The organism is Sporobacter termitidis DSM 10068, assembly GCF_900130065.1.
GTDB classification, from domain to species: Bacteria; Bacillota; Clostridia; order Oscillospirales; family Oscillospiraceae; genus Sporobacter; species Sporobacter termitidis.
On record NZ_FQXV01000001.1, the window covers coordinates 144,202 to 168,989 of the forward strand.

General features: G+C 56.3%; 19 protein-coding genes. 7 read left to right on the forward strand and 12 right to left on the reverse strand.

What is annotated here, in order from left to right; translation table 11 throughout:
- Nucleotides 1-87 precede the first annotated feature (87 nt).
- On the reverse strand, nt 88-429 hold the full coding sequence (gene rplS, locus BUB60_RS00675; protein ID WP_073075724.1) for a 50S ribosomal protein L19: 342 nt from the start codon (nt 427-429) through the stop codon (nt 88-90).
- Nucleotides 430-723: 294 nt separating this feature from the next.
- Here rplS and BUB60_RS00680 point away from each other — a divergent pair, with 294 nt between their 5' ends.
- Nucleotides 724-1,605: a rhomboid family intramembrane serine protease gene (locus BUB60_RS00680; RefSeq protein ID WP_242941104.1), complete on the forward strand. Its 882-nt coding sequence runs from the start codon at nt 724-726 to the stop codon at nt 1,603-1,605.
- A gap of 347 nt (nt 1,606-1,952) precedes the next feature.
- The gene (locus BUB60_RS00685) at nt 1,953-2,903 is read left to right on the forward strand and encodes an LCP family protein (protein WP_207650756.1); all 951 of its coding nucleotides are present in this window, start codon (nt 1,953-1,955) and stop codon (nt 2,901-2,903) included.
- Between the two features lie 183 nt (nt 2,904-3,086).
- Here BUB60_RS00685 and BUB60_RS00690 read toward each other — a convergent pair whose 3' ends face one another.
- Nucleotides 3,087-4,433, reverse strand: coding sequence for a penicillin-binding transpeptidase domain-containing protein (locus BUB60_RS00690; protein ID WP_073075726.1), 1,347 nt, complete (start codon nt 4,431-4,433; stop codon nt 3,087-3,089).
- Between the two features lie 33 nt (nt 4,434-4,466).
- Entirely contained in the window at nt 4,467-6,236 is a 1,770-nt protein-coding gene (locus BUB60_RS00695) for an FtsW/RodA/SpoVE family cell cycle protein (protein ID WP_242941105.1), read from the reverse strand.
- Here BUB60_RS00695 and BUB60_RS20485 point away from each other — a divergent pair.
- Complete coding sequence (locus BUB60_RS20485; RefSeq protein WP_242941106.1) at nt 6,217-6,519, forward strand: hypothetical protein; 303 nt, start codon at nt 6,217-6,219, stop codon at nt 6,517-6,519. The genes BUB60_RS00695 and BUB60_RS20485 overlap by 20 nt on opposite strands.
- Here BUB60_RS20485 and BUB60_RS00700 read toward each other — a convergent pair.
- From BUB60_RS00700 to BUB60_RS00720, 5 genes are all read right to left on the reverse strand, one after another.
- The gene (locus tag BUB60_RS00700) at nt 6,482-8,542 is read right to left on the reverse strand and encodes an elongation factor G (protein WP_073075728.1); all 2,061 of its coding nucleotides are present in this window, start codon (nt 8,540-8,542) and stop codon (nt 6,482-6,484) included. The genes BUB60_RS20485 and BUB60_RS00700 overlap by 38 nt on opposite strands.
- 106 nt (nt 8,543-8,648) lie before the next feature.
- A complete protein-coding gene (locus BUB60_RS00705; protein ID WP_073075729.1) occupies nt 8,649-10,961 on the reverse strand; it encodes a hypothetical protein in 2,313 nt (770 codons plus the stop codon).
- Nucleotides 10,962-10,986: 25 nt separating this feature from the next.
- Entirely contained in the window at nt 10,987-11,823 is an 837-nt protein-coding gene (rlmB, locus tag BUB60_RS00710) for a 23S rRNA (guanosine(2251)-2'-O)-methyltransferase RlmB (RefSeq protein ID WP_341444086.1), read from the reverse strand.
- 1,123 nt (nt 11,824-12,946) lie between these two features.
- Nucleotides 12,947-14,107: a methionine adenosyltransferase gene (gene metK / locus BUB60_RS00715; protein WP_073075730.1), complete on the reverse strand. Its 1,161-nt coding sequence runs from the start codon at nt 14,105-14,107 to the stop codon at nt 12,947-12,949.
- Nucleotides 14,108-14,290: 183 nt separating this feature from the next.
- Entirely contained in the window at nt 14,291-15,658 is a 1,368-nt protein-coding gene (locus BUB60_RS00720) for a citrate synthase (RefSeq protein ID WP_073075731.1), read from the reverse strand.
- A gap of 233 nt (nt 15,659-15,891) precedes the next feature.
- Here BUB60_RS00720 and BUB60_RS00725 point away from each other — a divergent pair, with 233 nt between their 5' ends.
- The 4 genes from BUB60_RS00725 (at nt 15,892) to BUB60_RS00740 (ending at nt 19,158) form a co-directional block, all read left to right on the forward strand.
- Nucleotides 15,892-16,881: an Ig-like domain-containing protein gene (locus BUB60_RS00725; RefSeq protein WP_073075732.1), complete on the forward strand. Its 990-nt coding sequence runs from the start codon at nt 15,892-15,894 to the stop codon at nt 16,879-16,881.
- A 158-nt stretch (nt 16,882-17,039) separates the two neighbouring features.
- Complete coding sequence (locus BUB60_RS00730) at nt 17,040-17,633, forward strand: hydrolase (RefSeq protein ID WP_073075733.1); 594 nt, start codon at nt 17,040-17,042, stop codon at nt 17,631-17,633.
- A gap of 5 nt (nt 17,634-17,638) precedes the next feature.
- Entirely contained in the window at nt 17,639-18,628 is a 990-nt protein-coding gene (gene galE / locus BUB60_RS00735; protein ID WP_073075734.1) for a UDP-glucose 4-epimerase GalE, read from the forward strand.
- A 20-nt stretch (nt 18,629-18,648) separates the two neighbouring features.
- Complete coding sequence (locus tag BUB60_RS00740; RefSeq protein WP_073075735.1) at nt 18,649-19,158, forward strand: GNAT family N-acetyltransferase; 510 nt, start codon at nt 18,649-18,651, stop codon at nt 19,156-19,158.
- A 105-nt stretch (nt 19,159-19,263) separates the two neighbouring features.
- Here BUB60_RS00740 and BUB60_RS00745 read toward each other — a convergent pair whose 3' ends face one another.
- The 4 genes from BUB60_RS00745 to BUB60_RS00760 all read right to left on the reverse strand — a co-directional run bounded on the left by BUB60_RS00745 (nt 19,264) and on the right by BUB60_RS00760 (nt 24,486).
- Nucleotides 19,264-20,511, reverse strand: a complete 1,248-nt coding sequence (locus BUB60_RS00745) for a glutamate-5-semialdehyde dehydrogenase (RefSeq protein ID WP_073075736.1) — start codon at nt 20,509-20,511, stop codon at nt 19,264-19,266.
- Between the two features lie 19 nt (nt 20,512-20,530).
- Nucleotides 20,531-21,325, reverse strand: a complete 795-nt coding sequence (gene proB, locus BUB60_RS00750; protein ID WP_073075737.1) for a glutamate 5-kinase — start codon at nt 21,323-21,325, stop codon at nt 20,531-20,533.
- Nucleotides 21,326-21,348: 23 nt separating this feature from the next.
- Nucleotides 21,349-22,587, reverse strand: a complete 1,239-nt coding sequence (locus tag BUB60_RS00755) for a diaminopimelate decarboxylase (RefSeq protein ID WP_084726141.1) — start codon at nt 22,585-22,587, stop codon at nt 21,349-21,351.
- A gap of 159 nt (nt 22,588-22,746) precedes the next feature.
- Nucleotides 22,747-24,486, reverse strand: a complete 1,740-nt coding sequence (locus BUB60_RS00760) for an APC family permease (RefSeq protein ID WP_479725492.1) — start codon at nt 24,484-24,486, stop codon at nt 22,747-22,749.
- Between the last annotated feature and the right edge of the window lie 302 nt (nt 24,487-24,788).

A 24,788-nucleotide genomic window follows, 5' to 3' on the forward strand; every position in this document is an offset into this window, starting at 1 on the left:
TACGGAGGTCTCCCCCGTGATTATACACTGTCGTAAAAATAAAAAAAGAGGCTTGAGCCTCTTTTTTTGCAAATTCTGATTTTTGGCTCAGAGTCTTTCCTTGACTTTGGCCTGCTTGCCGACGCGATTTCTGATATAATACAGCTTCGCTCTTCTAACTTTGCCCTTTCGGACTGTTTCGACAGAGACGATGGACGGCGAGTGGACGGGGAAAACCTTTTCACAGCCCACGTTATAGGAAATGCGGCGGACGGTGATCGTCTCATTGATGCCGCCGTGCTTTTTGGCAATGATGGTGCCCTCAAAAGCCTGATTTCTCTCGCGGTTGCCTTCCTTGACGCGCACAGTTACCCGCACGGTGTCGCCGACGTTCATTTCGGGGAGCTCGGGCTTCATATACCGCTCGCTGAGAATTTTGACGAGATCCATTCTATATCCTCCCTTCACATAAGACGTTCTTGCAAAGAGCCTTCCTGCTCCGTCTGCAGCGGACCGCCCAGATGATACAACAGATGTCTACGCATGGGCCCAAACCGGCCCCTTTTCGATAGACGCTTAGATATATTAACACGGGATACCACGATTTGCAAGCTTTTTTAAAATAACTTTTTTTCTTAAATTTTTGATGAACAGGTACCGATAAATGCCGAAAACATGTTATACTATATAATGGAATAATTACAGGGAATAATTTCTTTGTAATTCCGTCATGGAGGAATCATTTTGAGGGCTTTTATCAGAGCAGTGGATAAATTTTGTCTGACGCACCGCCGCTTCGGCATCCCGCGGCTGATGCTCTATATCATCATCGGCAACGCCGCTGTTTACCTGCTTTCCGCGCTGGATACGACGCATACCTTCGCATATTTTCTGGTTTTTGATCCAAGCGCTATTCTGAGCGGACAAGTCTGGCGGCTCGTCACCTGGCTGTTCTTACCCTCGGCCACAGGCTCCCTGGGTCTGTCGTCGCTGTTCTTCACGGCGCTGATGCTGTATTTCTATTATTTCATCGGCGTGACGCTGGAGCGCGAATGGGGTACGGCAAAATTTACGATTTTTTATATTTTCGGTTTCCTGCTCAGCATTGTCTACGCTTTCGCCGTCTGGCTCATCAGCGGCGGGAGAACATTTCCGATGCTGGACGCAAGCTATCTGAACCTGTCCATGTTCTTCGCCTTTGCCGTGCTGTTTCCAGAGCAGCGCGTCCTTTTGTTCTTTATTATTCCGATTAAAATCAAATGGCTGGCGCTCATCGACGCGGCTTATTTTGCCATTCAGATCGTCGCCATGGCAATAGCGGGCCGCTACTGGAGCGCGCTTTTGCCGATCGTCGCCACCCTGAACGTCCTGCTCTTCTGCGGCGACGATCTGATCCGGCTCATCCGGCCCTATAAGGCCCGGTCCTCGAAGCAGGCCATCAATTTCAGGAAGGCCGCCCGGCAAAAGCGGCGGGAGGACTCCGCGCACCCCTACCGGCACAAATGCGCCGTCTGCGGCAAAACGGACGCCGAGTTCCCGAATCTCGAATTCCGCTACTGCTCCCGCTGCAACGGCTACCACTGCTTCTGCATCGACCACATCAACAACCACGTGCATTTTCAGTGACCCACCCGTTTCCCCACGCCGCAGGCCGCGCGGGGCGAATTATGATTAAATCTGCCGGGCAAATAAACTTCGCCTCGGCGTAAATCTCGCTGACGCTCGATTTTACGCGCCACCCGGCGCGGCTACCGTGCGCAGTAAAAAGGGATTAAGATATGAAAATATCCGGCAATAGGAAAAACGGACGGTACGCCATGGGCAGTCAGCGAAACCAAACGCCTTCTCCGAATTGCGGCAGTAATGAAATAAATGAAGATCCAAGTGCTACGAGAACGGCCGCAAAAAGAAAGAGATCGATAAGAACCTTCAAAATATTTTTTGCGGTATTATTTATCATCTGGGTTGCTTTGATGATCATTTATGTCGTGCTCAGGCTTGGCATTAAGCCGCCTCCGGTAAACCCAGCGCCAAAGCCTGGTAATCCAAATGTGGTGGCGGCCGCCTCCGGTGATCCGGCGGAAGCACCGAACAGAGATAAGACAAAATACACATTTGTCATCCTGGGGATGGACGACGGCAACGGCAACTCGGATACGATGATGGTTGCCACCTTCGATGATAAAAACTATACATTGAATGTCGTCAACATACCGCGCGACACGCTCGTTAATGTCTCCTGGCCTACAAAGAAAGCAAACACCTTATACGCAAACGGCGGAATAGACAGAGTCCTCGAGGGCCTGACGGATATTTTAGGTTATGAGGTAGATTTTTATGTCAAGGTAGACCTTGACGCGTTTTCCAAGCTCGTCAACGGAATCGGCGGCGTCTATTTCGATGTGCCGAAGGATATGTATTACAAAGACCCCTCGCAGAATCTCCTGATTGATCTGAAGGCCGGCCCACAGCTTCTCGACGGAAACAAGGCGCTTCAGCTGGTACGCGCGCGCGAAGACGTCTGGTCGACCGGCGATATTGGCCGTATCCAGACGCAGCAGGCATTTTTAAAAGCCGCGGCCGGACAGATTCTGGAGAAAAAGGCCTCCATTAGGAAATCGGCGCTTATCGATATCTTTATAAATGACGTCGACACCGATCTCACAGCTTTGAATTTGGGATGGTTCGCCCAGGAGTTTTTCAAAATGGACGCGGCCAAAATCAATTTTGAAACCGTACCTGCGAACTACAACGATAAGCTCAACGGACGCTCGTACTGCACCATCAAAGTCAGCGATTGGCTCAATGTTATTAACACAAAGCTCTATCCCTTTGACGGTAATATTAAAGCCGAAGACCTCAGTATCCTGACACGTGACGAAAACGGCAAGCTCTACGTCACGAACGCGGGCAAAAAGAGCTGAGGCGGCGGTAGCTCACCCAGCCCATCCGGGAAGCCGAACGACCCGCCGTGTCCGATCACATACCATTAAAAACAGAGTTTCCATAACAACGAGGCGAACACAGTTCGCCCCTACGCTGTAAAAATGCCGTAGGGGCGAACTGTGTTCGCCCTATTCAATTGCGGCAAGGGCAGAGCCCTTGCCCTACTTTTTGATGGCCGCCTGCAGTACCGTGTTGGCGACCTTGCCGGCGTTTTGCGCGCCGGAGCCGCCGTTTTCCACGACGACGACAAAGGCCAGGGGGTAATCCTTGTTCGTGATGTACCCGACGAACCACGAGTGCGGCGACTGTCCGCCGCCGACCTCCGCCGTGCCCGATTTGGCGTACAGCTCCAGACCGGGAAAATTGTCCTTGCCGTAGGTCTTGTAGACGTCGTAGTTCATCATGGTGGCGATCTTGTCCGCCGTGTCCTTGCTGAGCAGCCGCTGGGAACCGGCCGGCAGCAGGCCTTTGAGGCCCGTCTCATGAATGAGGCTCATATTGACGGCAACGCCGCCGTTGGCGATGGCGGAAACGTAGCGGAGCATGTTGGCCGGGCAGACCGTGTCGTTATACTGGCCGATGCCCGACCAGGCCAGGTCCGCCGTCCCGGCTACCGCCTTGGTAAAGTTGCCGGCAGCCGTTTTGATCCCGTCGATATCGATGCCGGACGTCAGGCCGAGTCTGTCCGCGTACTTGTTCAGCGTGTCGGCCCCCAGGTCCAGCGCCAGTTGGGCGAAGGCGACGTTGCAGGACACAGCCAGCGCGTCCTCGATGCCGATCTTGCCGTGCTTGCCCGTGTCGTTGACAATGTCGCCGCCGACCTTCAGGCTGCCTTCGCAGTCAAATACCCTGTCGTAGAGATCGGGCAGGTTTTCGATCGCCGCCGCCAGCGTGACGAGCTTGAACGTGGAACCGGGCGTGTAGGCGCTGGACAAGAATCTGTTGATGAAAACGCCCTCGTATTTATCGGGATTGGCGCTGAAGTCCGGCGCGTTCAGCGGATCGTACGACGGCGACGAAACCATGCTGAGGATCTCGCCCGTCTTGTAGTTCACAACGCCGACAGCGCCCTTTCTGCCGTTCAGCGCCTTGTACGCCGCCACATTGAGGTCGGCGTCGATCGACAGGCGGAGGTCCTTCCCCTCGCCGGTCCTGGAATAGGCACCCGTCAGAAAATTATAGCCAATGAGCCTGGACGCAAATTGGGACAGTGCCCCCGTGCCGATATTGCCGCTGAGGTCCCCGACGGCGTGCAGCGTCGCGGCGCGCACCGTCTTGTCCTCGGCGTATGTCCGCTTTCCGTCCGTCATCGTGGAAAGGACGAGCCCGTTTCTGTCCAGGACGGTGCCAAGCTTCAGGACGCCGCCGGAGTATACCGTCTGGTTGGATGGATAGGAGGCCCAGGTGCGGCCGCTCCCCAGCAGCCTGAAGATGTAAAACGACAGCCCCGCCAGCACGATAAGCACAAGAAGCAAAAGCGCCCGGGAGCGGTTGCCGACCCTTTTCATTTTTCTGCCGCCGCCTTTCTCTGTTTTGGACGTCTATTCATCGTCTTTGTCAAAGACGTCGCCGAAATCAAAGTCCCGGCTGAAATCATAGTCGTCATCGTCGAATTCCGGCTCGAAATCATCGAACTCTCCGTCGTCATCGTCTTCCTCCGGACGCTGCTTTTCCTGCAGGCGCTGCTCCTTTTTGCTGACGTTGTTCGGCGTTCTGACCACGAAGCTGGCGTTTTTGCGCGTATCAATGGCCTTGATAAACGCCAGCAGCCCCCAGCAGGCGATGAGACTGGACCCGCCTTTGGAGACAAACGGGAGCGTAACGCCGGTAAACGGCAAAATGTCCAGGGAACCGAAGACATTGAGAATCATCTGGAACAGGAGTATGGCGGCCGACGCGCCGGCGCCGATCACATAAAACGAGCTGCGCGCCGTTGACGCTGCCCGGACGGCGTTGAACGCCAGCGCCAGCAGCGCGAAAATGACGACGACGCCGACAATGAGGCCGAGCTCCTCGCTGACCATGCCGAAAACCATGTCCGTGTCGGCGGCAAAGATATGCTTAAACCAGCCGTTGCCGGCGCCAACGCCGAAGAGGCCGCCGCTGGCGGATGCCATCATCGTCCGCGTCTGCTGAAAGCCGCTGCCGTTGACCTCCTGCCAGACATGGCCCCAGGTGGCAAATCGCTCCGCCACATGCGCTTTCAGCGTGATGGCCATAAAGCCGGCAAGTCCGGCGCCCCCGATGCTGAGAAAAACCGTCGCCAGGTCGCCGGAGCGGATAAAGGAAATGGTGAGGTAGGCCACAAAGAACACAAGCGCCGTACCAAAGTCTCCCATCACGGCCAGGGCCATGACGCAAATGCCGGAATAGGCGATGAAAAGTATGAGATTGCGCCTAGCAAAGAGCCTGTCCAGAGTGGCGGCGCCGGCAAAGACAAACGCGAGCTTGACAAACTCCGACGGCTGAAACGTCACGCCGCCGATGGTCAGCCAGTTTTTTGCCCCGAAAATCGACCGGCTCAGCAGCAGGTTGACCGCCAGCAGGACGAGCCCCGCCACCGCGATGGGCCACCGGAGCTTCACGGCCCTGCCCAGGTCCCGGAGAAACCAGCCGATCAAAAAATAGAGGCAAATGCCGGCAAGTATGAACCCGATCTGTTTGTACAGGTCGCCCGGCGCGGCGGACGCCGTGACCGCCAGCCCCACCGAGCAGAGGAAGAAGGCCAGCGTCTCCACCTCAAAGGCCACCCGGCGCAGCGTCCGCGTCAGGATATAACACAGCCAGGTGAGCGCGATGAGCGCGACAAAGGATACCGGCACCGCCGGCGGCAGTGCCGCATCCATGGAAATACAGAGCTGGAGGCCCAGCGCGACCTGGAACAGCATCAGGAACAGCAGCGTCCCAAACGGCCTGACGACTTTCCCCGGCCGTTTTCTCTCGTGTTCTATAGCCGCCTGCTCCGGATGGCTGATGGTGAAAAAGACGAGCTCGACGCCGCCCATCGTGAGGATATCGCCGTTTTTGACGGGCGCGCGGTTCCTTACCGGAACGCCGTTTAACAAAACGCCGCTTTTTGAGCCCAGATCGTAAAGCTGCCACCGGCCTTTATTGTCCCGGATGAGCGCCGCGTGGCTTCTCGACAGCGTCGGATATTCCATATAGACGTCCGAGGCCTTCGACCGGCCGATGATGTTCTCCCAGTGATTGAGGGTGATTCTGGCGCCGTTGGGCAGGCTGAGATAGCCCCACGCTTCATAGTCGTAATCATCCATCAGGAGGGACTTCACCGTGCGCCAGACGATGATCACGGCAAGCACCGGCAGCACAAACCGGATGACCAGCGTAAAATATGAGAAAAATCCGGCGGGATTTCCGGCGATGCTTTCATTGAGCTTTGCCCAGATATCGTTCAGCCAGCCGATGACGCGTCACTCCTCTCACTGTGGTTTTGCCGATGAACTTCAACGGGCGGTCAGGGTAAAGATCATTTGCCGGATTTCCTCCGGCAATGATTTTTCCTGCCCGCCCGCGTCGTTTTCATGTATGGATACTTTTACTCCGCTTCATTCAAAGCCTTGGCCTCTTCGATGATCTTCTGCTGGACAACGGCCGGCGCTTCCTCGTAGCGCTCAAAGCGGAGTGTAAACGAGCCTCTCCCCTGCGTCATGGAGCGCAGATCGATGGCATAGCTCGACATCTCGCCCATGGGCACCTCGGCCTCCACGACCTGCATGCCGTCGGCGTTGAGGTTCATGCCCATCGGGCTGCCGCGGCGCTTGGACAGGTCGGACATAATATCGCCCATGTAGGTGTCTGGAATGGTCACGCTCAGATAACCGATCGGCTCGAGAATGACGGGATTGGCCTGAGGGATGCCCTCCTTATAAGCCAGCTGCGCCGCCGTTTTGAACGCCATTTCCGACGAATCGACGGGATGATAGGAGCCGTCGACCAGAGTGGCCTTCAGGTACACCATCGGGTAACCGGCGAGGATACCTTTCTGGATGCTGTCGCGCAGTCCCTTTTCCACCGCCGGGAAAAAGTTCTTCGGCACGCTGCCGCCGAAGACATTCTCGGCAAAGACCAGCTCCTCTTCCGTGCCCGGCTCGAAATCGATAACGACGTCGCCGAACTGGCCGTGGCCGCCGGATTGCTTTTTGTGCCGGCCCCTGACCTGCACCTTTTTGCGGATTTTTTCGCGGTAGGCCACGCGGGCGGGGGCCAGAACGACCTCGACGCCGAACTTGTCCTTCAGCTTGGCGCAGAGCACATCCAGCTGGATATCTCCGGCCCCGGACAGAACCATCTGCTTCGTTTCCGCGTTGTTGATGACCGTAAATGTCAGGTCTTCTTCCGCAAGCCTTGTGAGACCGGAGGCAATTTTATCCTCCTGCCCTTTCGTCTTCGGCGCAATTGCCATGGAGTAGCACGGCGGATCGAAATCAATGCCCGCTGCCGTCACGAGATTTTTGGGGTCGCAGAGGGTATCGCCCGTCTTTGTGTCGGACAGCTTCGATACCGCGCCAATGTCGCCGCAGACCACTTCCTTGACCTCGACGCTCTTTTTGCCCTGCAGCTTGTAGATATGTCCTATTTTCTCCTGAGAGCCGGTGCGTGTATTCACCAGCGTCATATCCACGGCCAGCCTGCCGGAGAGTACTTTGAAAATGCTGAATTTTCCGTATTGATCCGATAATGTCTTATAGACGATCGCGCAAGTAGGTCCATTAGGGTTTGCTTCAATGGCCGTGCCCTCAGCGGATTCCTCTTTTCGTCCTTCCAGCGGCGAAGGGAACAGATCAACGACGGTGTCAAGCAGCGTGCGCGTGCCAAGACCGCTCAAGGCGCAGCCGCCGAACACCGGGAACAGCGTCAGCTCTTTGACGCCTGTTTTCAATCCGCTGATGATCTCTTCTGTCGTAAACTCTTCGCCGGAGAAATACTTTTCCATGAGGGCTTCGCTCGTTTCGGCGACACTCTCGTTGACGGCCGTATATAATACTTCAAGCCTGCTTGTCATTGAGGCAGGAATTTCTATTTCTTTACTTTTGCCATTTTCTATTGTAAACGCTTTTTTGTAAATAAGGTCAACAATACCTTCTACCTTACCGGCATCATTGACGATTGGCGCAATCATCGGGCAAACGGAAGTTCCGTATTTTTCACGAAACGCGGTGTAAACATCTTTATAGTTGCCGTTTTCTTCGTCAATTTTTGAAACGTATATGGCTCTTGGCAGCTTGCGCTCCGCTAAATAGCGCCAAGCTTTTTCCGCGCCGACAGTCAACCCGTCCTTTGCGCCGCAGACAACGACGCCGGCATCGGCGACACGGAGCGCCTCAGCCACTTCGCCGGCGAAATCGAAATAGCCCGGCGTGTCGAGAATGTTGATTTTGCAATCTTTATATTCAGCATACATCGTTGCCAGTGAAATCGAAATCTGGCGCTTGATCTCCTCTGCCTCGGAATCGCCCACGGTATTGCCATCTGCGATTTTACCGAGTCTGTCTGTTCCGCCTGTTAAAAAGAGCATGCTCTCGGCAAGACTGGTCTTGCCATTGCTCCCATGTCCCAAAAGGGCTATATTGCGAATTTTCTCGGTGGCATAGGTCATAGCTGTTGTTACACTCTCCCTTATATAAACTTATCTTCAAAATTATATACTAATAACAGGGAAAACACAACACAATTTTCATACAGCTTTAACAGGGAGTTAACGTTTATTGCCTGTATTTTGCAAACCCCGCGACGACTAAAACAGCCAGCAGCATCGACATCATATACAGCAGCAGATTGCCGGCACTGGCCGACGCGTACGCTCCGGTCCAGCAAATTGTGAACATTAAGAGCATGCCGAAGACAGCGGATACAAGAGAGAAAATGGTAGCGATCAGCGACGTGGTCCGGAGACGCCGGCCGCCGGTGATTGCTTCCGAAAAGGGCCCGAGCCCTTCGCGCGTCAGCACAGCGGACACACGCTTGGCCTCGTGCTTTGTGGCGTCGGAGATGTCATAGGACTCCCGGATCGGTATGTATTCCACGTCGTCCACCGGGACCTTGTATTTCTGCTCGAGCATGACGGGCGTGATATTGAAGTCCCGCACGGCGAAGAACAGCTTGACGCGGTAGCGGAGAATGGCGAGGAGCGCGTTCTGCACGGATTTAACAGGTACGTAGTTGATGGCAAAAACGGCAATCAGCTTTTTGTTGACGGCGGTGAAGATGGCGTTTTTCATATTGAGGCTGGCCGGGATACGGATACCCATCAGGTTCATGAACGCCGCCGAGCCGGCGATAACGCGCTCCTGTCGGATCGTCCCGCCGATGCCGCCCTCGTAGCAGTCGAAGTCCTCGACGCGCATGAGCGTCATACCGTTTCTGGACAGCTGCTCGCCGAAGAGCTTCGACAAACCGGAATTGGACGCGATAATCAGGCTGGCCGTATACCGGAGCGCCTTTTCCGGCGCAACCTCTTCAAAAATCTTGATGCCGCCGAGTGTGACCGTTCCGGCTGGAAAAAGGTCCTCGTCCGTGATACTGGCACCGTCGGAATAGTACAGCTCGTCCGCGCCGCCCCAGCCGGCCACGGCGGCGCCGGACTTCCGCGCCCGCCGCGCTACCGAATTAAAAGGCACGGCAAAGGTCATCATGGCGGAAAACGGGGCGGCGGCCGCCATAACGGCGGCGATATTGTGCAGGATGTGCTGTGGCAGCCCATGACCCACAGAGGCGTAGAAGCCGAGCGCTATCGAAGCGACCATCAGAATAGGCGAGGCATATTTATAGGCTGTTTCGCCGATGTCCGCCTGAATCAGATTGTTGTAAAACCCGGCTGTTCTGTTCGTGGCCTTTTTAATGACCGTCTTGTCCATCTCCGGGAGCATCTCGGCGACGACGCCGTATGGAGAGGCTACCGACGTCACTGTTTTCATTGTCTCGGTGAGCGCTCTGTAATAGATCTTCTCTCCCCACAGCATAAATGTCAGCGAAAAGGCCGAGACGACGCAGTACGGCATACCCGCCGAATCGTCCCTTGCGGCAATACTGTAGATGGCGGCCGCCGCTGTGGCCAGGCACGACATGAGGTTGAGGGACTCAAGACCGGGGCCCTTGGTGAAAAAGTCGGTGATGCCCTTGAGCAGCTTGTCGATACTCAGCATCATCACAATAAACAGGAAGATCAGCAGAATGCCCGTAAAGACGAGCTTATTGTCGCCCACGCCGAACGGGAAATTGACGCCGGCCTGGAAAACGAGCGTCAATATCGCCATGACGACGGAGAGCACCATGCTCACAAAGCTTCGCAGTGAATACCTGTTGCACCCCTCGGCAAAGGTTTTGATCGCCTGGCGGAAGTCCGGCTCCTCGATGATTTCCTCCTCGGGTTCGGGCTCAGGCTCCGGTTCGGGTTCCGGTTCGTCAAAGTATTCTTCAAACTCCTCGTCAGCGTCATCGTCATACCGGTTGGTGCTTCTGCCGAACAGGCCGAAAAATCTCCTGGTGGATTTTTTCGTCTCCTGTTCCAGCTGCGTCTGCGCCTCGATCGATTTTTCGACCTCCGCGGCGATCTCCGCCTCCGTGTCGGCGGAGGAGTACCTGTACTTGTCGAAAGCGATAACGTCGCCGGAGGGCGCCTTGGGCGGCTGCGCGTTCTTCTCCTTCTGCGCCTCGTAGGCGGCGCTCATGGCATTGACGATTCTCTGAGGCTCGGGTATCTCAGTCGTCTTTTCCTTTACCTGAACAGGCGCTGCCTGCACCTCGGCCGGTTCCGGCAGCCGTCCGGTTTTCCCCGTGACCTCCGAGACGATCCGGTTCGTCCTTTCCTGGAGGACGGCGGCCGGCGTTTTCTTGTCGCCGTCGATATAGGCCGTCCCCTTGTATTCCGCCAGAATCGATTCAAGAGTGAAGTCGTCGTCTGTAAAATCAACGGCTTGTCCGTCGTCGTCGGTATACGTGCCGTCATTTTCCGATGCGGGGTATGCGTCGTATTCCCTGCCGGATTCGGTGTTCAGCTCGTCAGGCGCCATGGACATCCACTCCTCTCCTCAGTCTTGCTCACTATTTCTTTGCGCTTCTCTGCCGCAGCGCCTCGTACAGTATGACGGACGCCGAAACCGAGGCATTGAGCGACGAAATTTTCCCCACCATGGGAATTCTGAGCCTGAAATCACAGCTCTCCTCGACGAGGCGGCTCATCCCCCCGCCCTCCGAGCCGATGACAATGGCGGCGGGCCCGGTGAGATCGGTATCCCACAGCCCGTTGTTGCCGGCGCTCGTCGCGCCGTAGATCCACACCCCGGCCTTTTTGAGCTCCTGCAGCGCCGCTGTAATGTTCGCCACGCGGGCAATAGCCATGTGCTCGACGGCGCCGGCCGACGTCTTCGAGACGATGGCCGTCATTCCGGCGCTGCGCCGTTTGGGGATAACGATGCCGTGCGCGCCGACGCATTCGGCGGTCCTGATCACGGCGCCCAGGTTGTGCGGGTCAGAAATCTCATCGCAGACGACGACCAGCGGCGCTTCGCCCCTGTCCTTCGCCAGCTGCAATATCTCCTCGATGCTTACGTAAGATTTGACGGAGGCCAGCGCGATAACGCCCTGGTGGGCATGGGTCGCGCTCATGGCGTCCAGCTTTCTTTTATCCGCTTCGACAACGACGGCGCCGGCGTCCCGCGCCTTTGCGGCGATGTGTCCCAGCGTGGCGTCCGTCTCTCCCCTGGCGATAAACACCTTGTCGATCGGCCGCCCCGCGCGGAGCGCCTCAATGACGGCGTTGCGCCCTTCGATGACGCCCTCCGCCACGGGGTCGTCCTGCACCGCGGGCTCCTCCCGCCTGTGATAAGGGTCCATATGACGCGCGGGCGGCTTCCGGCGATTGAACGTGCCGTCATTCATATATCGTTTTACCTCATTTGTAATTTGTTGTGACCTGGATTTAACCAAAAATCCATAGGGGCGATCCAAGAACCGCCCTTCATGTATTATACGATATTAAACTGTCGAAAACAATACCCGCCGGTACCAACGGATTTCCAAATTCTCAGGAAGTTTCTGGTCATCCCCGGCGCTCTCCGCGCCCTCAGCCGCGGCGTCGGCAGCAGTATGCTCCCCTCGTCCGGCACGCTCAGTATAGCATACTGAGCGTGCTTTTCCCGTTATAAGAAAGCCGCGTGCCCGCCCGCATACTCATTCGACAAAAAGCGACAAACAACCCCGATCGGCGTTTTTTAAAATATAAATATAGTCCCAATCGAGATTTTTAAAAACCGATTATCCAGTAACCGCAACACTTTGACAGCTTTTCAAGCACAAAACGCTTAATACTCTCGTAACATATCAAGGCAAATACCGCGTCACTCCAGCCTCTTATCAAAGCTTTACAAGGCTGTTTTCGTTCAAAGTCAGCCCCAAACCATCCAATAGAAGCCCTTTTTCATCAAATACAAGCCTGTTTTCCTGTCGAATCCCTCGTAGGGGGCGATGCCCACATCGCCCCGTCGGTCCTTCCCCACAGATCACCGCCGCGCCAACAAACCCGGACGGCCGATGGCCGCCGTCCCCGTAAGGCTCCTTTAGCAAAGGCTATGTCGGCGGAGCCGACTGAGGATTGTCTCCTGTGCCGCGCCGCTGTGTATCAGCCCCTGTAAGGGCGATTCACGAATTGCCCGCCGTTCCCAATTCCAAGGCTCCCTCAGACGAGGGAGCTGTCGCCCGCAGGCGACTGAAGGAGGGAACTCCTGTCGGCGCCCCACCGCACAAGAACAGCGAGAGCAAGCCCCCACTCCGCGTTGCGGCATTTCGTAGGGCGGGACGACCCGGCCCGCCGTCGGTCCCTATCTCGGACGACAAGCAGCGCCATAAGAGCGTCCGTCACGGACCCCCACGCCTCTTATGGCCTGCTGGGCGGCCCTTCGCCCCAGGTCCCCCGTCTGGTACGGCAAGGGCCCTGCCCTTGCCAACCCAATTCAACGCACAGGGACGGCGCGCAGCCCCATCAACGGGTCACAGGAGGTGGGATTTACACGCTGGCCTTGATCTTGTCCACCATATCCAGCCGCTCCCACGGCAGGTCCAGGTCGTTGCGCCCGAAGTGACCGTAAGCTGCGACCTGGCGGTACAGCGGGTTCAAAAGCCCCAGGTAGGAAATGATCTTGCTGGGACGCAAGTCGAACAGCTTGCCGACAATCTCCTCGATCCTCTCGTCGGGAATAACGCCCGTCCCACGGGTGTCCACAAGGACAGAGACGGGGCAAGCCACGCCGATGGCATAGGCAACCTCGATCTGGCACGCCTTCGCCAGCCCCGCCGCGACAATGTTCTTGGCGACATATCTGGCCATGTAAGCGGCGCTGCGGTCCACTTTTGTCGGGTCCTTGCCCGAGAACGCGCCGCCGCCGTGGCTGGCGTAGCCGCCGTAGGTGTCGACGATGATCTTGCGGCCCGTCAGACCGGAGTCGCCGACAGGCCCGCCGGTGACAAAGCGCCCGGTCGGATTGACGAAGATCTGCGTATCCTTGGTGATCAGCTGCGCCGGTATCGTCGGCTTGATAACGCACTCGATGATGCTCTCCCGCAGGTTCTTGATATCGACATCGGGGTTGTGCTGCGCCGAGACGACGACGGCCGGAACGCTGACAATATTGCCGCTGCCGTCGTATTCCACGGTGACCTGGCTCTTGCCGTCCGGCCGCAGGAAATTGAGCTCGCCGGACTTTCTGACCTGTGACAGCCGCCGCGACAGCGCGTGCGCCATGGAGATGGGCGCGGGCATATACTCCGGCGTCTCGTCGCAGGCGAAGCCGAACATCATGCCCTGATCGCCGGCGCCCTCTTCGTTGGCGTCGTCAAAGGCGCTGTTGACGCCCATGGCGATGTCCGGGCTCTGCTCCTTGATCGAGGTCAGGATCGCGCAGCCCTTATAATCAAAGCCGAGCTCCGGGTCGACATAGCCGATCTCTCTGATCGTCTCTCTGGCGATGCCCGGGATGTCGGCATAGGTATTCGTCGAGATTTCGCCCATAATGACGACCATGCCCGTCGAAACGATCGTCTCGCAAGCCACGCGGGCGCCCTTGTCGCGCGCGATGAGATTGTCGAGCACCGCGTCCGAAATCTGGTCGCAGATTTTGTCGGGATGCCCTTCGGTGACCGATTCCGATGTGAAGATTCTATTCGACATTATTTTATCTCCTTATAATAGAAGTTTTTATGCTGTTTTATGGCATTATACCACACGCCGATGCTAACATAAAGTATAAAATAATTATGTGTTGATACATACTTTTCATAAAGCCGGTAAAAAATGGGCGGCCGCCGGCCGCCCATAAATATTGACGTATGTAAGCGCACCGGCTGCCTGAGGTCAGCGCCTGTCCAAAGGCACAAATTCCCCCTTGGGCGCGACCGCCTTATAGGCGGGCCTGATGATCTTGTTGCTGTTGAAGACCTCCTCGATCCTGTGGGCGCACCAGCCGACCATCCGCGCGATGGCAAACAGCGGCGTATAAAGCTCCTCCGGAATACCCAGCATTTTATAGACGAGGCCGGAATACATGTCGACGTTGGCGCACATCACCTTTTCCTCGTTGCGCTCCTCGGCAAACGCCGTCGGCGCCAGACGCTCGACCGTTTCGAAAAGCTCGAACTCGTCCAGCATGCCCTTTTTCTCAGCCAGGACCTTCGCCATGGCCTTCAGCGTGACGGCCCGCGGGTCGCTGAGCGTGTAAACGGCATGGCCCATGCCGTAAATAAGTCCGTCTCCCCCGGCCGCTTCCTTCCGCAGGATCTTGCGCAGGTACGAAAGGAGCTCCGTCTCGTCCTTCCAGTTTTTTACGTCCTTTTCGATATAAGAGAACATCTCCATGACCTTCTTGTTGGCCCCGCCGTGCTTGGGGCCTTTCAGCGAACCGACGGCCGCTGAAATGGACGAATAGATGTCCGTCCCCGACGAGGAGAGGACGCGGCAGGCAAAGGCGGAATTGTTTCCGCCGCCGTGCTCGGCGTGCAGGACAAGACACAGGTCTAAAAGCTGCGCCTCGTCGCTTGTAAAGTTATTGTCATGCCGGACGCTGTAGAGGAAGTTTTCCGCGGTGGACAGACCGTCCTTCGGCCGATGGATGAAAAGGCTCTCGTTGTCGTAATAATGCTTCTTGACCGCGAAGGCGTTGGCGACAATCACCGGCGTGCGCGCGACGAGGTGCAGCACCTGGTCGAGCTCCTTCTCAATGTTATTCAAATCCGTCTCCGGATCGGGGTCGTAGGAATACAGCGCCAGCACGCTTCTGGCGAGCTTGTTCATGATGTCGTTGCTGGGCGCGCAGAGGATCATATCCTCGAAAAAACGCTCCGGCAAAGTCCTGTACTCGTCCAATATTCTCGTAAAGGATTCCAGAGACGGCCGGTTCGGGAGCGCGCCGAACAGCAGCAGGTAGGCGGTCTCCTCAAAGCCCAGGCGGCCTTCGCTCATGAAGCCGTCCACAAGCTCCTCAACATTGATCCCGCGGTAAATAAGCTGTCCGGGCATCGGCATCTTTTTGCCGTCCTTCATGAAATAGCCGTTGACATTGCCGATGCGCGTCACGCCGGCCATCACGCCGGAACCGTCGGCATTTCTCAGACCGCGCTTGACAGAGTCGTTGTAGCAGGATTTATCAATAACAATGCTCTGCTGAATTTCAGCAGCTTGTTTATTTAAAAATTCAATTGCATTAAGTGATCTCGCTGATTGCATCGCTGGATTCTCCCCTTTTTTGCCTATTATTATTGACTTTATAATACAGCCTGCGCCGCCCCTTGTCAATAAAAATGAAAGATGTTGTACCTGAAATTGCATAATTATCAAAGTGTCAAAAGGATCGGTCAAAATAATTGTATTTCATGGTATATTTACCATTTAATAGTAAATACTAACAGCAATCCGGCTCGTCAGACGGATACTTATGAATCAATCAGGAGGTTTTACAAGTGAAATTGTCCAGCAGGATATCTTTCCGGGCCGCCGTCACCGCACTTCTCGCGGTACTGGCAGGCGGTCTCCTGTGGGCCGGGGTGCCGGTCCTGGCGGCGGACGCCGCGCAAAACTCAAGCCCGGTCGCGGAAAATCTCAGCTATAACACATTCAGGGATATCCCCGTCAAAGGTCAGCTCTCGGCCAGTGACCCCGAGGGAGACGCGCTGACCTTTGAAATTGCCGACCTGCCGAAAAAGGGCATCGTTCAGACGGAGGGCGACGGCAGCTTTGTCTACACGCCGGAGGCCGGCAAAAAGGGACAGGACAGCTTCTCCTATATCGCCGTCGACACCGCGGGGAACCTCTCGGACAAGGGTATCGTCACCATAAGCATCAACAAGCAATCAACGAAGCTCACCTATGCCGACATGGCGGACAACGGTTCTTATTACTCCGCACTCGTACTGGCCGAAAAAGGTATTCTGACCGGCGAAAAGCTTGGCAGCGAATACTTTTTCCGTCCGGACGCGACGGTGACCCGCGGAGAGTTTTTGGCGATGTGCCTGGCAATGGATGACACAAAGACGCTGCCGGGCATCACGCGGACCGGCTTCTCCGACGACGCGAGTATCCCAATGTGGGTCAAGCCCTATGTCTCCACGGCACTGATGTCCGGCATCATCACCGGCTTCAGGGACGGCGACGGGCAGCTTATCTTCGCGCCGCAGGAACCGATCACCATGTCCGAGGCGGCCGTTGTCCTGAATAATGTCCTGAAGGTCTCAGACGTGGAAGCCGTCGACGCCATATCGCAGGACGTCTGCCCCGCCTGGGCGTATCAGGCGGAGGTCAACCTGTCGGCCTGCAATATTCTGCAGCCCGCGGCGGTACAGGCGGTGCCCCAGGTCCTGACCCGTGCGCAGGCGGCCGACATGCTTGTGGCCTCAATGGAGGTCGTGAACGCCCGTGACAGCGGCGGCTCGCTCCTGAGCTGGCTGAAGTAGCTCTTATTTGCGGCTGTATTTACGAAAGCTAACCTCCGCGAAATTTTAAATATTCAGGGCATGCCGTCAAAATTCGGCATGCCCTTTCGTTTTGCGCTTTACTCTTTTGCCCGCAGGATATAAAATGGAAACAGGAACTGCAAAAAGGAGATATACAAATGACTGCCTCGATCACCAGGAACGACGCGCTGGACCTTCTGAAAAAATACAATAAGGAGCCCTTTCATATCCTGCACGCGCTCACCGTTGAGGGCGTGATGGCATGGTATGCCGATCACCTCGGATATGGCGCAGACAAGACCTACTGGTCCCTGGCGGGGCTTCTGCACGACATTGACTTTGAGCTTTACCCCGAGCAGCACTGCGTCAAAGCGCCGGAGCTCCTCAGAGAGGGCGGTGTCGGCGACGACATGACCCGCGCGATCTGCAGCCACGGCTACGGTATCTGCTGTGACGTGAAGCCGGAGCACGAGATGGAAAAGGTCCTCTTCGCCGCCGACGAGCTCACCGGCCTCATCGGTGCCGCCGTGCGCATGCGGCCGTCGAAAAGCGCCGCTGATCTGGAGGTATCGAGCCTCATGAAGAAATTCAAGGACAAAAAATTCGCCGCCGGCTGCTCCCGCGATGTCATCCAGCAGGGCGCCGATATGCTCAGCTGGGAGCTTGCGAAGCTCTTTGACCTGACGATCCAGGCCATGCGCTCCTGCGAGGAAAGCGTAAACCGGCAGATGGCGGAAATGGAAAAGGAGTAGTTAAAATGGCTGTTTTAGTCCTCGGCGGGGCCGGCTATATCGGTTCCCACACCGTTTACGCGCTGATCGAAAAAAAACGCGACGTCGTTATCGCGGATAACCTGCAGACCGGTCACCTTGAAGCGGTGCATCCGGAGGCGCGGTTTTATAAAGGCGATATCAGGGACAAAGCTTTCCTCGACGAGCTTTTTAAGAAGGAGCGTATCGAGGCCGTCATTCATTTCGCGGCCAGCTCCCTTGTGGGCGAGAGCATGTCCGAGCCCCTGAAATATTATGACAACAACATATACGGCACAATGGTGCTTTTAAAAAGCATGGTGGAAAACGGGATTGACAAGATCGTTTTTTCCTCAACCGCCGCTGTATACGGCGAGCCGGAACACGTGCCCATCACGGAGGACGACGTGACGCGCCCCACCAACACCTACGGCGAGACAAAGCTGTCCATGGAAAAAATGTTTAAATGGGTCGGGAACGCTCATGGTCTGAGATTCGTGTCGCTCCGGTATTTCAACGCCTGCGGCGCGCATATCGGGGGAAGCATCGGCGAGGCGCACAGCCCCGAGACGCATCTTATCCCGCTTATTTTACAAGTCCCGAACGGCCAAAGGCCGGCCATCGGCATTTTCGGCGACGATTATGCCACGCGGGACGGCACGTGCGTCAGGGACTATATCCACGTCTCCGATCTCGCCGACGCGCACATCCTGGCCGTCGACTATCTTCTGCAGGGCGGCGCCAGCGATATCTTCAATCTCGGAAACGGGGTGGGATATACCGTTAAGGAAGTCATCGACACGGCCCGCAGCGTCACGGGGCACCCGATCCCCGCCGTCCTCTCCGAAAGACGGGCGGGCGACCCGGCGCAGCTCGTCGCTTCAAGCGAAAAGGCAAAACGCACGCTGGGCTGGAAGCCCCGCTTCTATGAGCTTGACAAGATCGTCGGCACCGCGTGGAACTGGCACAAAAGCCATCCGAACGGCTTTGATAAATAAATAACGCGAGGCAAAGCCAAGTGAGAGAATATTTTTTAAAAACCGAACGTATCGGCTTCTCCGAATGGACGGATGCGGATTTGCCGCAGGCCTGTCTGCTGTGGGGCGACGCGAACGTCACACGGTATATTTGCGCCAGAGGCCAGTTTATAGACAACCGTCTGAGGCTCGAAATAAGCAATCTGCAACGATTTCATGTCCAATACTGGCCGATATTCGAGCTGCCGGCAGGCGAGCTGATCGGCTGCTGCGGCCTGCGGCCTTTTTCAGCGGAGAAAAATACATACGAGCTCGGTTTTCATCTCCGGAAAAAATTCTGGGGCCGAGGCTATGCCTTTGAGGCGGCCGCCGCCGTCGTCAAATATGGCTTTTCCGCGCTGAGGGCAGATAAGATTTACGCGGGCCATCATCCACAAAATTTAAACTCAAAAAAACAGCTTGTCCGCCTGGGTTTTCGTTACCTCGGAGACGAGTATTATGAGCCGACGGGCCTGTATCACCCGTCGTATGAATTGAATAGCGGCGATTAGAAGCAGACAGGTTTTTCGGCAGCCTGAGGCGAACGCAGTTCGCCCCTACGGTTTCACTGCATACCGTAGGGGCGAACTGCGTTCGCCTGTTATTCTAGCCGGTGCTTACCGCACCTGTCCGCTGCCGTAGATGATATATTTCACGCTTGTCAGCTGCTCTAACCCCATGGGGCCGCGGGCGTGCATTTTTTGCGTCGAAATGCCGATCTCCGCGCCGAGGCCGAACTCGCCGCCGTCGGTAAAGCGGGTGGAGGCGTTGACGTAGACGGCAGCGGCGTCCACTTCGTCGAGGAAGCGCTGGGAGGCCGCGTAATCGTTCGTGACAATGGCTTCGGAATGATGGGTGGTGTATTTGTTGACGTGGGCGATAGCCTCGTCAAGGTCCGAGACGACCTTGACGGCCAGGATATAGTCGCCGAACTCGGTCCAGTAGTCCTCGTCCGTGGCCGGCAGGACGCCGCCGCCGAGGATTTCAATGGTTTCAGGACAGCCTCTCAATTGGGTGTTCTTCTGGTCCAGCAGCTTTTTCGCCATCGGCAGGAACGCGGCGGCAATGCTCCGGTCCACCAGCAGCGTTTCCGCGGCGTTGCAGACGGACGGGCGCGAGCATTTGGCGTTATAGATGATCTCCGCGCCCATATTGAGGTCCGCGGTGCTTTCCACATAGATGTGGCAGTTGCCCACGCCCGTTTCGATCACGGGAACCTTCGAGTTTTCGACCACGTGCCGGATGAGGCCCGCCCCGCCCCGCGGAATCAGCACGTCGATATAGCCCGTCAGCGCCATGACCTCGTCGACGCTGCCGCGGGTGGTGTCCTGCACCAGGGAGACGGCATCTTCCGGCAGCCCGGCCTCTTTGATCGCCGCGCGCATGATGTCGGTGAGGGCGTTGTTGGAGTTGAACGCCTCCTTGCCGCCGCGGAGGATAACGGCATTGCCGGCCTTCAGGCACAGAACCGCCGCGTCCACCGTCACGTTGGGCCGCGACTCATAAATGATGGCGATGACGCCCAGGGGCACCTTCCGCCGCCCGATGATGAGGCCATTTGGGCGCGTCGACATCTTGTCGACCTGCCCAATGGGGTCGTCGAGCGCGGCGACCTGGCGGACGCTGTCGGCGATACCGTCGATGCGTTTGTCGTTCAGGGCCAGGCGGTCCATGAGCGCGGCGCTCATGCCGCTCTCCCTGGCTTTGGCCATATCGGCGCCGTTGGCCGCGATGATCTTTTCCTTATTGTCGGCAAGCGCCCGGGCGATGGCCAAAAGCGCCCTGTTCTTCGCGCCGGTGCCGCAGGTCATGAGCTTGAGCGCCGCCGCCTTCGCCGCCGCGCCCTGTTTTTCGATGGCTGTCACGGGTCCGTCTCCCCTTTCGCTATAAAGCTTTACGCTTGAATAATGTCCCGATGCTGTTGCCCTTGATGATATCATAAAGATTTTGCGGATTATCGCCGTTTGTGATGACCATATCGATGCCGTTTTCATTGGCGATGGCCGCCGCCGACAGCTTTGTCGCCATGCCGCCGGTACCGAAATCCGTGCCGGCGCCGCCGGCCAGGGCGATGATCGACGCGTCGATCTCGCCAACGACGGGGATGAGCCTTGCGCCGCCGTTTTTCCGGGGATCGCAGTCATAAAGGCCGTCGATGTCCGACAGCAGCACCAGCAGGTCGGCCGAGACGAGGGCGGCCACAACGGCCGACAGCGTGTCATTGTCGCCGAAAATCTTGTGCTCCGACTCGATCTCTTCGATGCAGACCGAGTCATTTTCGTTGACGACGGGGATAACGCCGAGCTCCAAAAGGCTCTCGAACGTCCCCAGCAGGTTCTGCTTGACGTTCGGCATGTCGACGTCGTCCCTTGTAAGTAGTATCTGCCCGACCGTAACGCCGTACTCGCCGAAAAACTTGTCATAGATGTGCATCAGCTCGCACTGCCCGACGGCGGCTACGGCCTGCTTGAGCCGTAGGTCGACGGGCCTCTCCCGCAGGTGCAGCTTGCCGCAGCCGGCGCCGATAGCGCCGGAGGATACAAGGATAACCTCATTGCCCCCGTTCTTGATATCGGCAAGCGTGCGCGCCAGCAGATCAATATTCCGAAAGTTCAGGCCCTTCCCGCCATGGCAGAGCGTGGAGGTGCCGACCTTGACAACAATGCGTTTCTTCTCCATTGAAGAACGTCTCCCTTTGGTGATCAAAATATAGCCGTGGCGAAATAATCCTCCGGCGTTTCGGCGCGACGAATGAGCTGAATGCTGCCATCCTCCCGCAGCAGGAGCTCCGCCGAACGCAGCTTGCCGTTATAGTTATAGCCCATGGAATGCCCGTGGGCGCCCGTGTCGTGGATGACGATAAAATCCCCGATGTCGATCTTCGGCAGCATCCTGTCGATGGCGAACTTGTCGTTGTTCTCGCAAAGCGAGCCGGTGATGTCGTACTTGTGGTCGTTGGGCGCGTTTTCCTTGCCCATGACGGTGATGTGATGGTACGCCCCGTACATGGCCGGCCGCATCAGATTGACGGCACAGGCATCCAGGCCGATATACTCCTTGTAGATATGCTTTTCGTGGATCGCCCGGGCCACCAGGCATCCGTACGGCGCCAGCATAAAGCGGCCGAGCTCGGTATAGATGGCCACGTTGTTCATCCCCGCCGGGGTGAGGATCGACTCAAAGGCGCGGCGGACGCCCTCGCCGATGAGCATAATGTCGTTTGCCGGCTGCTCCGGCTCGTAGGGGATGCCGACCCCGCCGGAGAGGTTGATGAAGGCGATATCCGCCCCCGTCTCGCGCTTCAGGTCGACGGCCAGCTCAAACAGCTGCGCGGCAAGCTGGGGGTAGTACTCATTGGAGATCGTATTGCTGGCCAAAAACGCATGGATGCCGAACTTTTTCGCGCCCAGCTCCTGGAGCTTTTTAAACGCCGCGATCATCTGTTCCCTGGTCATACCATACTTGGCGTCGTTCGGATTATCCATGATGTGGTTTGCCACAGAGAAGACGCCGCCGGGATTGTAGCGGCAGCAAACCGTTTCCGGAATCGGCGCAAGCTTGCTCAGAAAATCGATATGGGTATAGTCGTCCAGATTGATGATGGCGCCCAGCTCCAGCGCTTTCAGGAATTCCTCGGGCGGCGTGGCGTTGGACGAGAACATGATGTCCTGCCCCGTGATGCCGCACCGCTCGCTGAGCATCAGCTCCGTCATGGACGAGCAGTCCGTGCCGCAGCCCTCTTCGTGAAGTATTTTCAAAATCGCCGGCGTGGGCGTGGCTTTGACGGCGAAAAATTCTTTAAATCCCGGATTCCAGGAAAAGGCCTTTTTCAAACGCCGAGCATTTTCCCGAATGCCCTTTTCATCGTAAAGATGATACGGCGTGGGATACGTCACCGCGATTTTTTGCAGCTGCTCCAAGGTGATAAAAGTCTTCTTCATCTCGTTTCCCCTAAAAAGTAAATAAATAGCGATACATGTATTTATGTATTTTATATTATTCTAAAACAATTTAGTTCTTTAATCAAGTAATAGATAAAAAATATATGACGGTATGATATGACAGATGCGTTCCCTCATCGGAAACGCATCTCATCGTGCTTACTTCTTTGTCTCTTCCCTGTCCATTTCGTCAATCGCCCGTACCGCTTTGTCTATCTCCTTCTCCGCCTCGTCGTGAAGCTGGAGCGGCATTGTACAGATGACGATCTGCTTGTGCCTCAGGAGCTGGTGTTCGATATGAACGCGGGTGTTGTTGTGCAGAATCCGCTGCCAGAATTTCTGGACCACGAACTGCGGCAGGATGACGGAAACGATGTCGCAGTCTGTCAGGTCGTACTCAGCCGACTCGATGAATTCCACGAGCGGCCCGACGATCTCCCGGTAGGGCGAGTATTTGATAACGAGAGGGATGTCTGTTTTGAGCATGTCGAACTTCTGCCTGTTTTTCTCTCCCGTCTCGTTGTCGATGACGACGTTGAACGCCGTCACGTTGTCGGAGATGGTCTTGGCGTAACGCAGGGCCCGGATGCTGGCGCGGTTGACGCTCTCAACGGGGACGATGACGCGGTTTTTATACGTACAGTTGTCGTGAAGCGCCGCGGCGTACTCTTCCGGCTCCAGCCGGAGCTGGTCGTGGATGCGCGTGTAATGCTTGTTGATCATGAGCATCATGTACACCAGGATCGGGATCAAAACGACGACGATCCATGCGCCCTGGCTGAATTTTGTAAACGCGATAATCACGACGACGACGGCCGTGGTCAGGGCGCCGATGCCGTTGATGGCGGCCCTGCCGTACATCTTCTTGCCCGGCCGGCGCATCCAGTGCAGGAACATGCCGGTTTGCGACAGCGTAAAGGAAATGAATACGCCGATGGCGTACAGGCCGATCAGCCTTTCAACCTTGGCGTTGAAAATGATGACAAGCAGGATCGCCACGACCGACAGGACGATAATGCCGCTGTCGTAACTGAGGCGGTTGCCCCGCATGCTGAGCTGCCGCGGCATGTACTTGTCCCTGGACATCACGGATATCAGCACAGGGAATCCGGAATAGGCCGTGTTCGCGGCAAAAATCAGAATGATGAACGTTGTCACCGTGACGTAATAGAACATGAAACCCTGGCCGAAAATCTGCGACGCCAGCACGATCAGCAGCGCTTTCCCGTTCGGCTGAACCAGGTACAGATCTGTCAGCAGCGCGGTGCTGCCGAATAGGACCAGAATGATCACAGCCAGCAGGAGGAGCACCGTTTTCGCGTTTTTCTGTGAGGGCTCCTTAAAGTTGGGCACGGAGTTGCTGATCGCCTCGACGCCTGTCAAAGCCGAGCAGCCGCTTGAAAAAGCGTTGAGCAGCAAAATCGCCGTGATGGGCTGGACGATGCCGGAAAACGTCGGCTTCGGCGGGACGTAACCGTTCCCGATCTTAATAAAACCGACAACCACCATCACGATGAGGCCGAGCATGAACGCATATGTCGGTAGGCCGAAAACCCGGGCCGCCTCTCTGATGCCTCGGAGGTTGATGACGGCGATCAAAGCGATAAGTAGAACGCAAATGGGAACGCTGTAGGGCTTGAGCACTTCAAAAGCCGAAGCGATCTGCTCCACGCCGGAGGAAACACTGACGGCAACCGTCAATATATACCCCACCGACAGGGCCGCGCCCGCGATGATCCCCCAAACGGTCCCGATGTTTTCTTTGGAAACGGTATACGCGCCGCCGCCGTTCGGGTAACTGTCGATGGTCTGCCGGTACGACAATGTCAGTATAATCAGCAGAAGAATGATGACGCCGGATAAAATTGTGAGCTGCCTGTAGGCAAGAATACCGACCACCGGCAGCAGGACCGCCAGTATCTGCTGGCCCGCGTAAGCAACGGACGAAATCGCATCGCTCGAGAGTATCGGAAGTCCCCAGGTGACAGCGTACTTTTCGTCGTTCAGCGCGTCGCTGTGCAGTGGCCTGCCTAAGAAAAAGCGCTTTACATTACTTGGTTTTATGGAAATGCCCCTCTTTTCATCCCGAATAGTAGAACGCGTGTATACGATGAATATAGTCTAATTTTATCTAAAGTCAATAGAATTATTTATACAAAATTTATAAACGAATTCCATGTATTTTGTGATATTTTTATAGC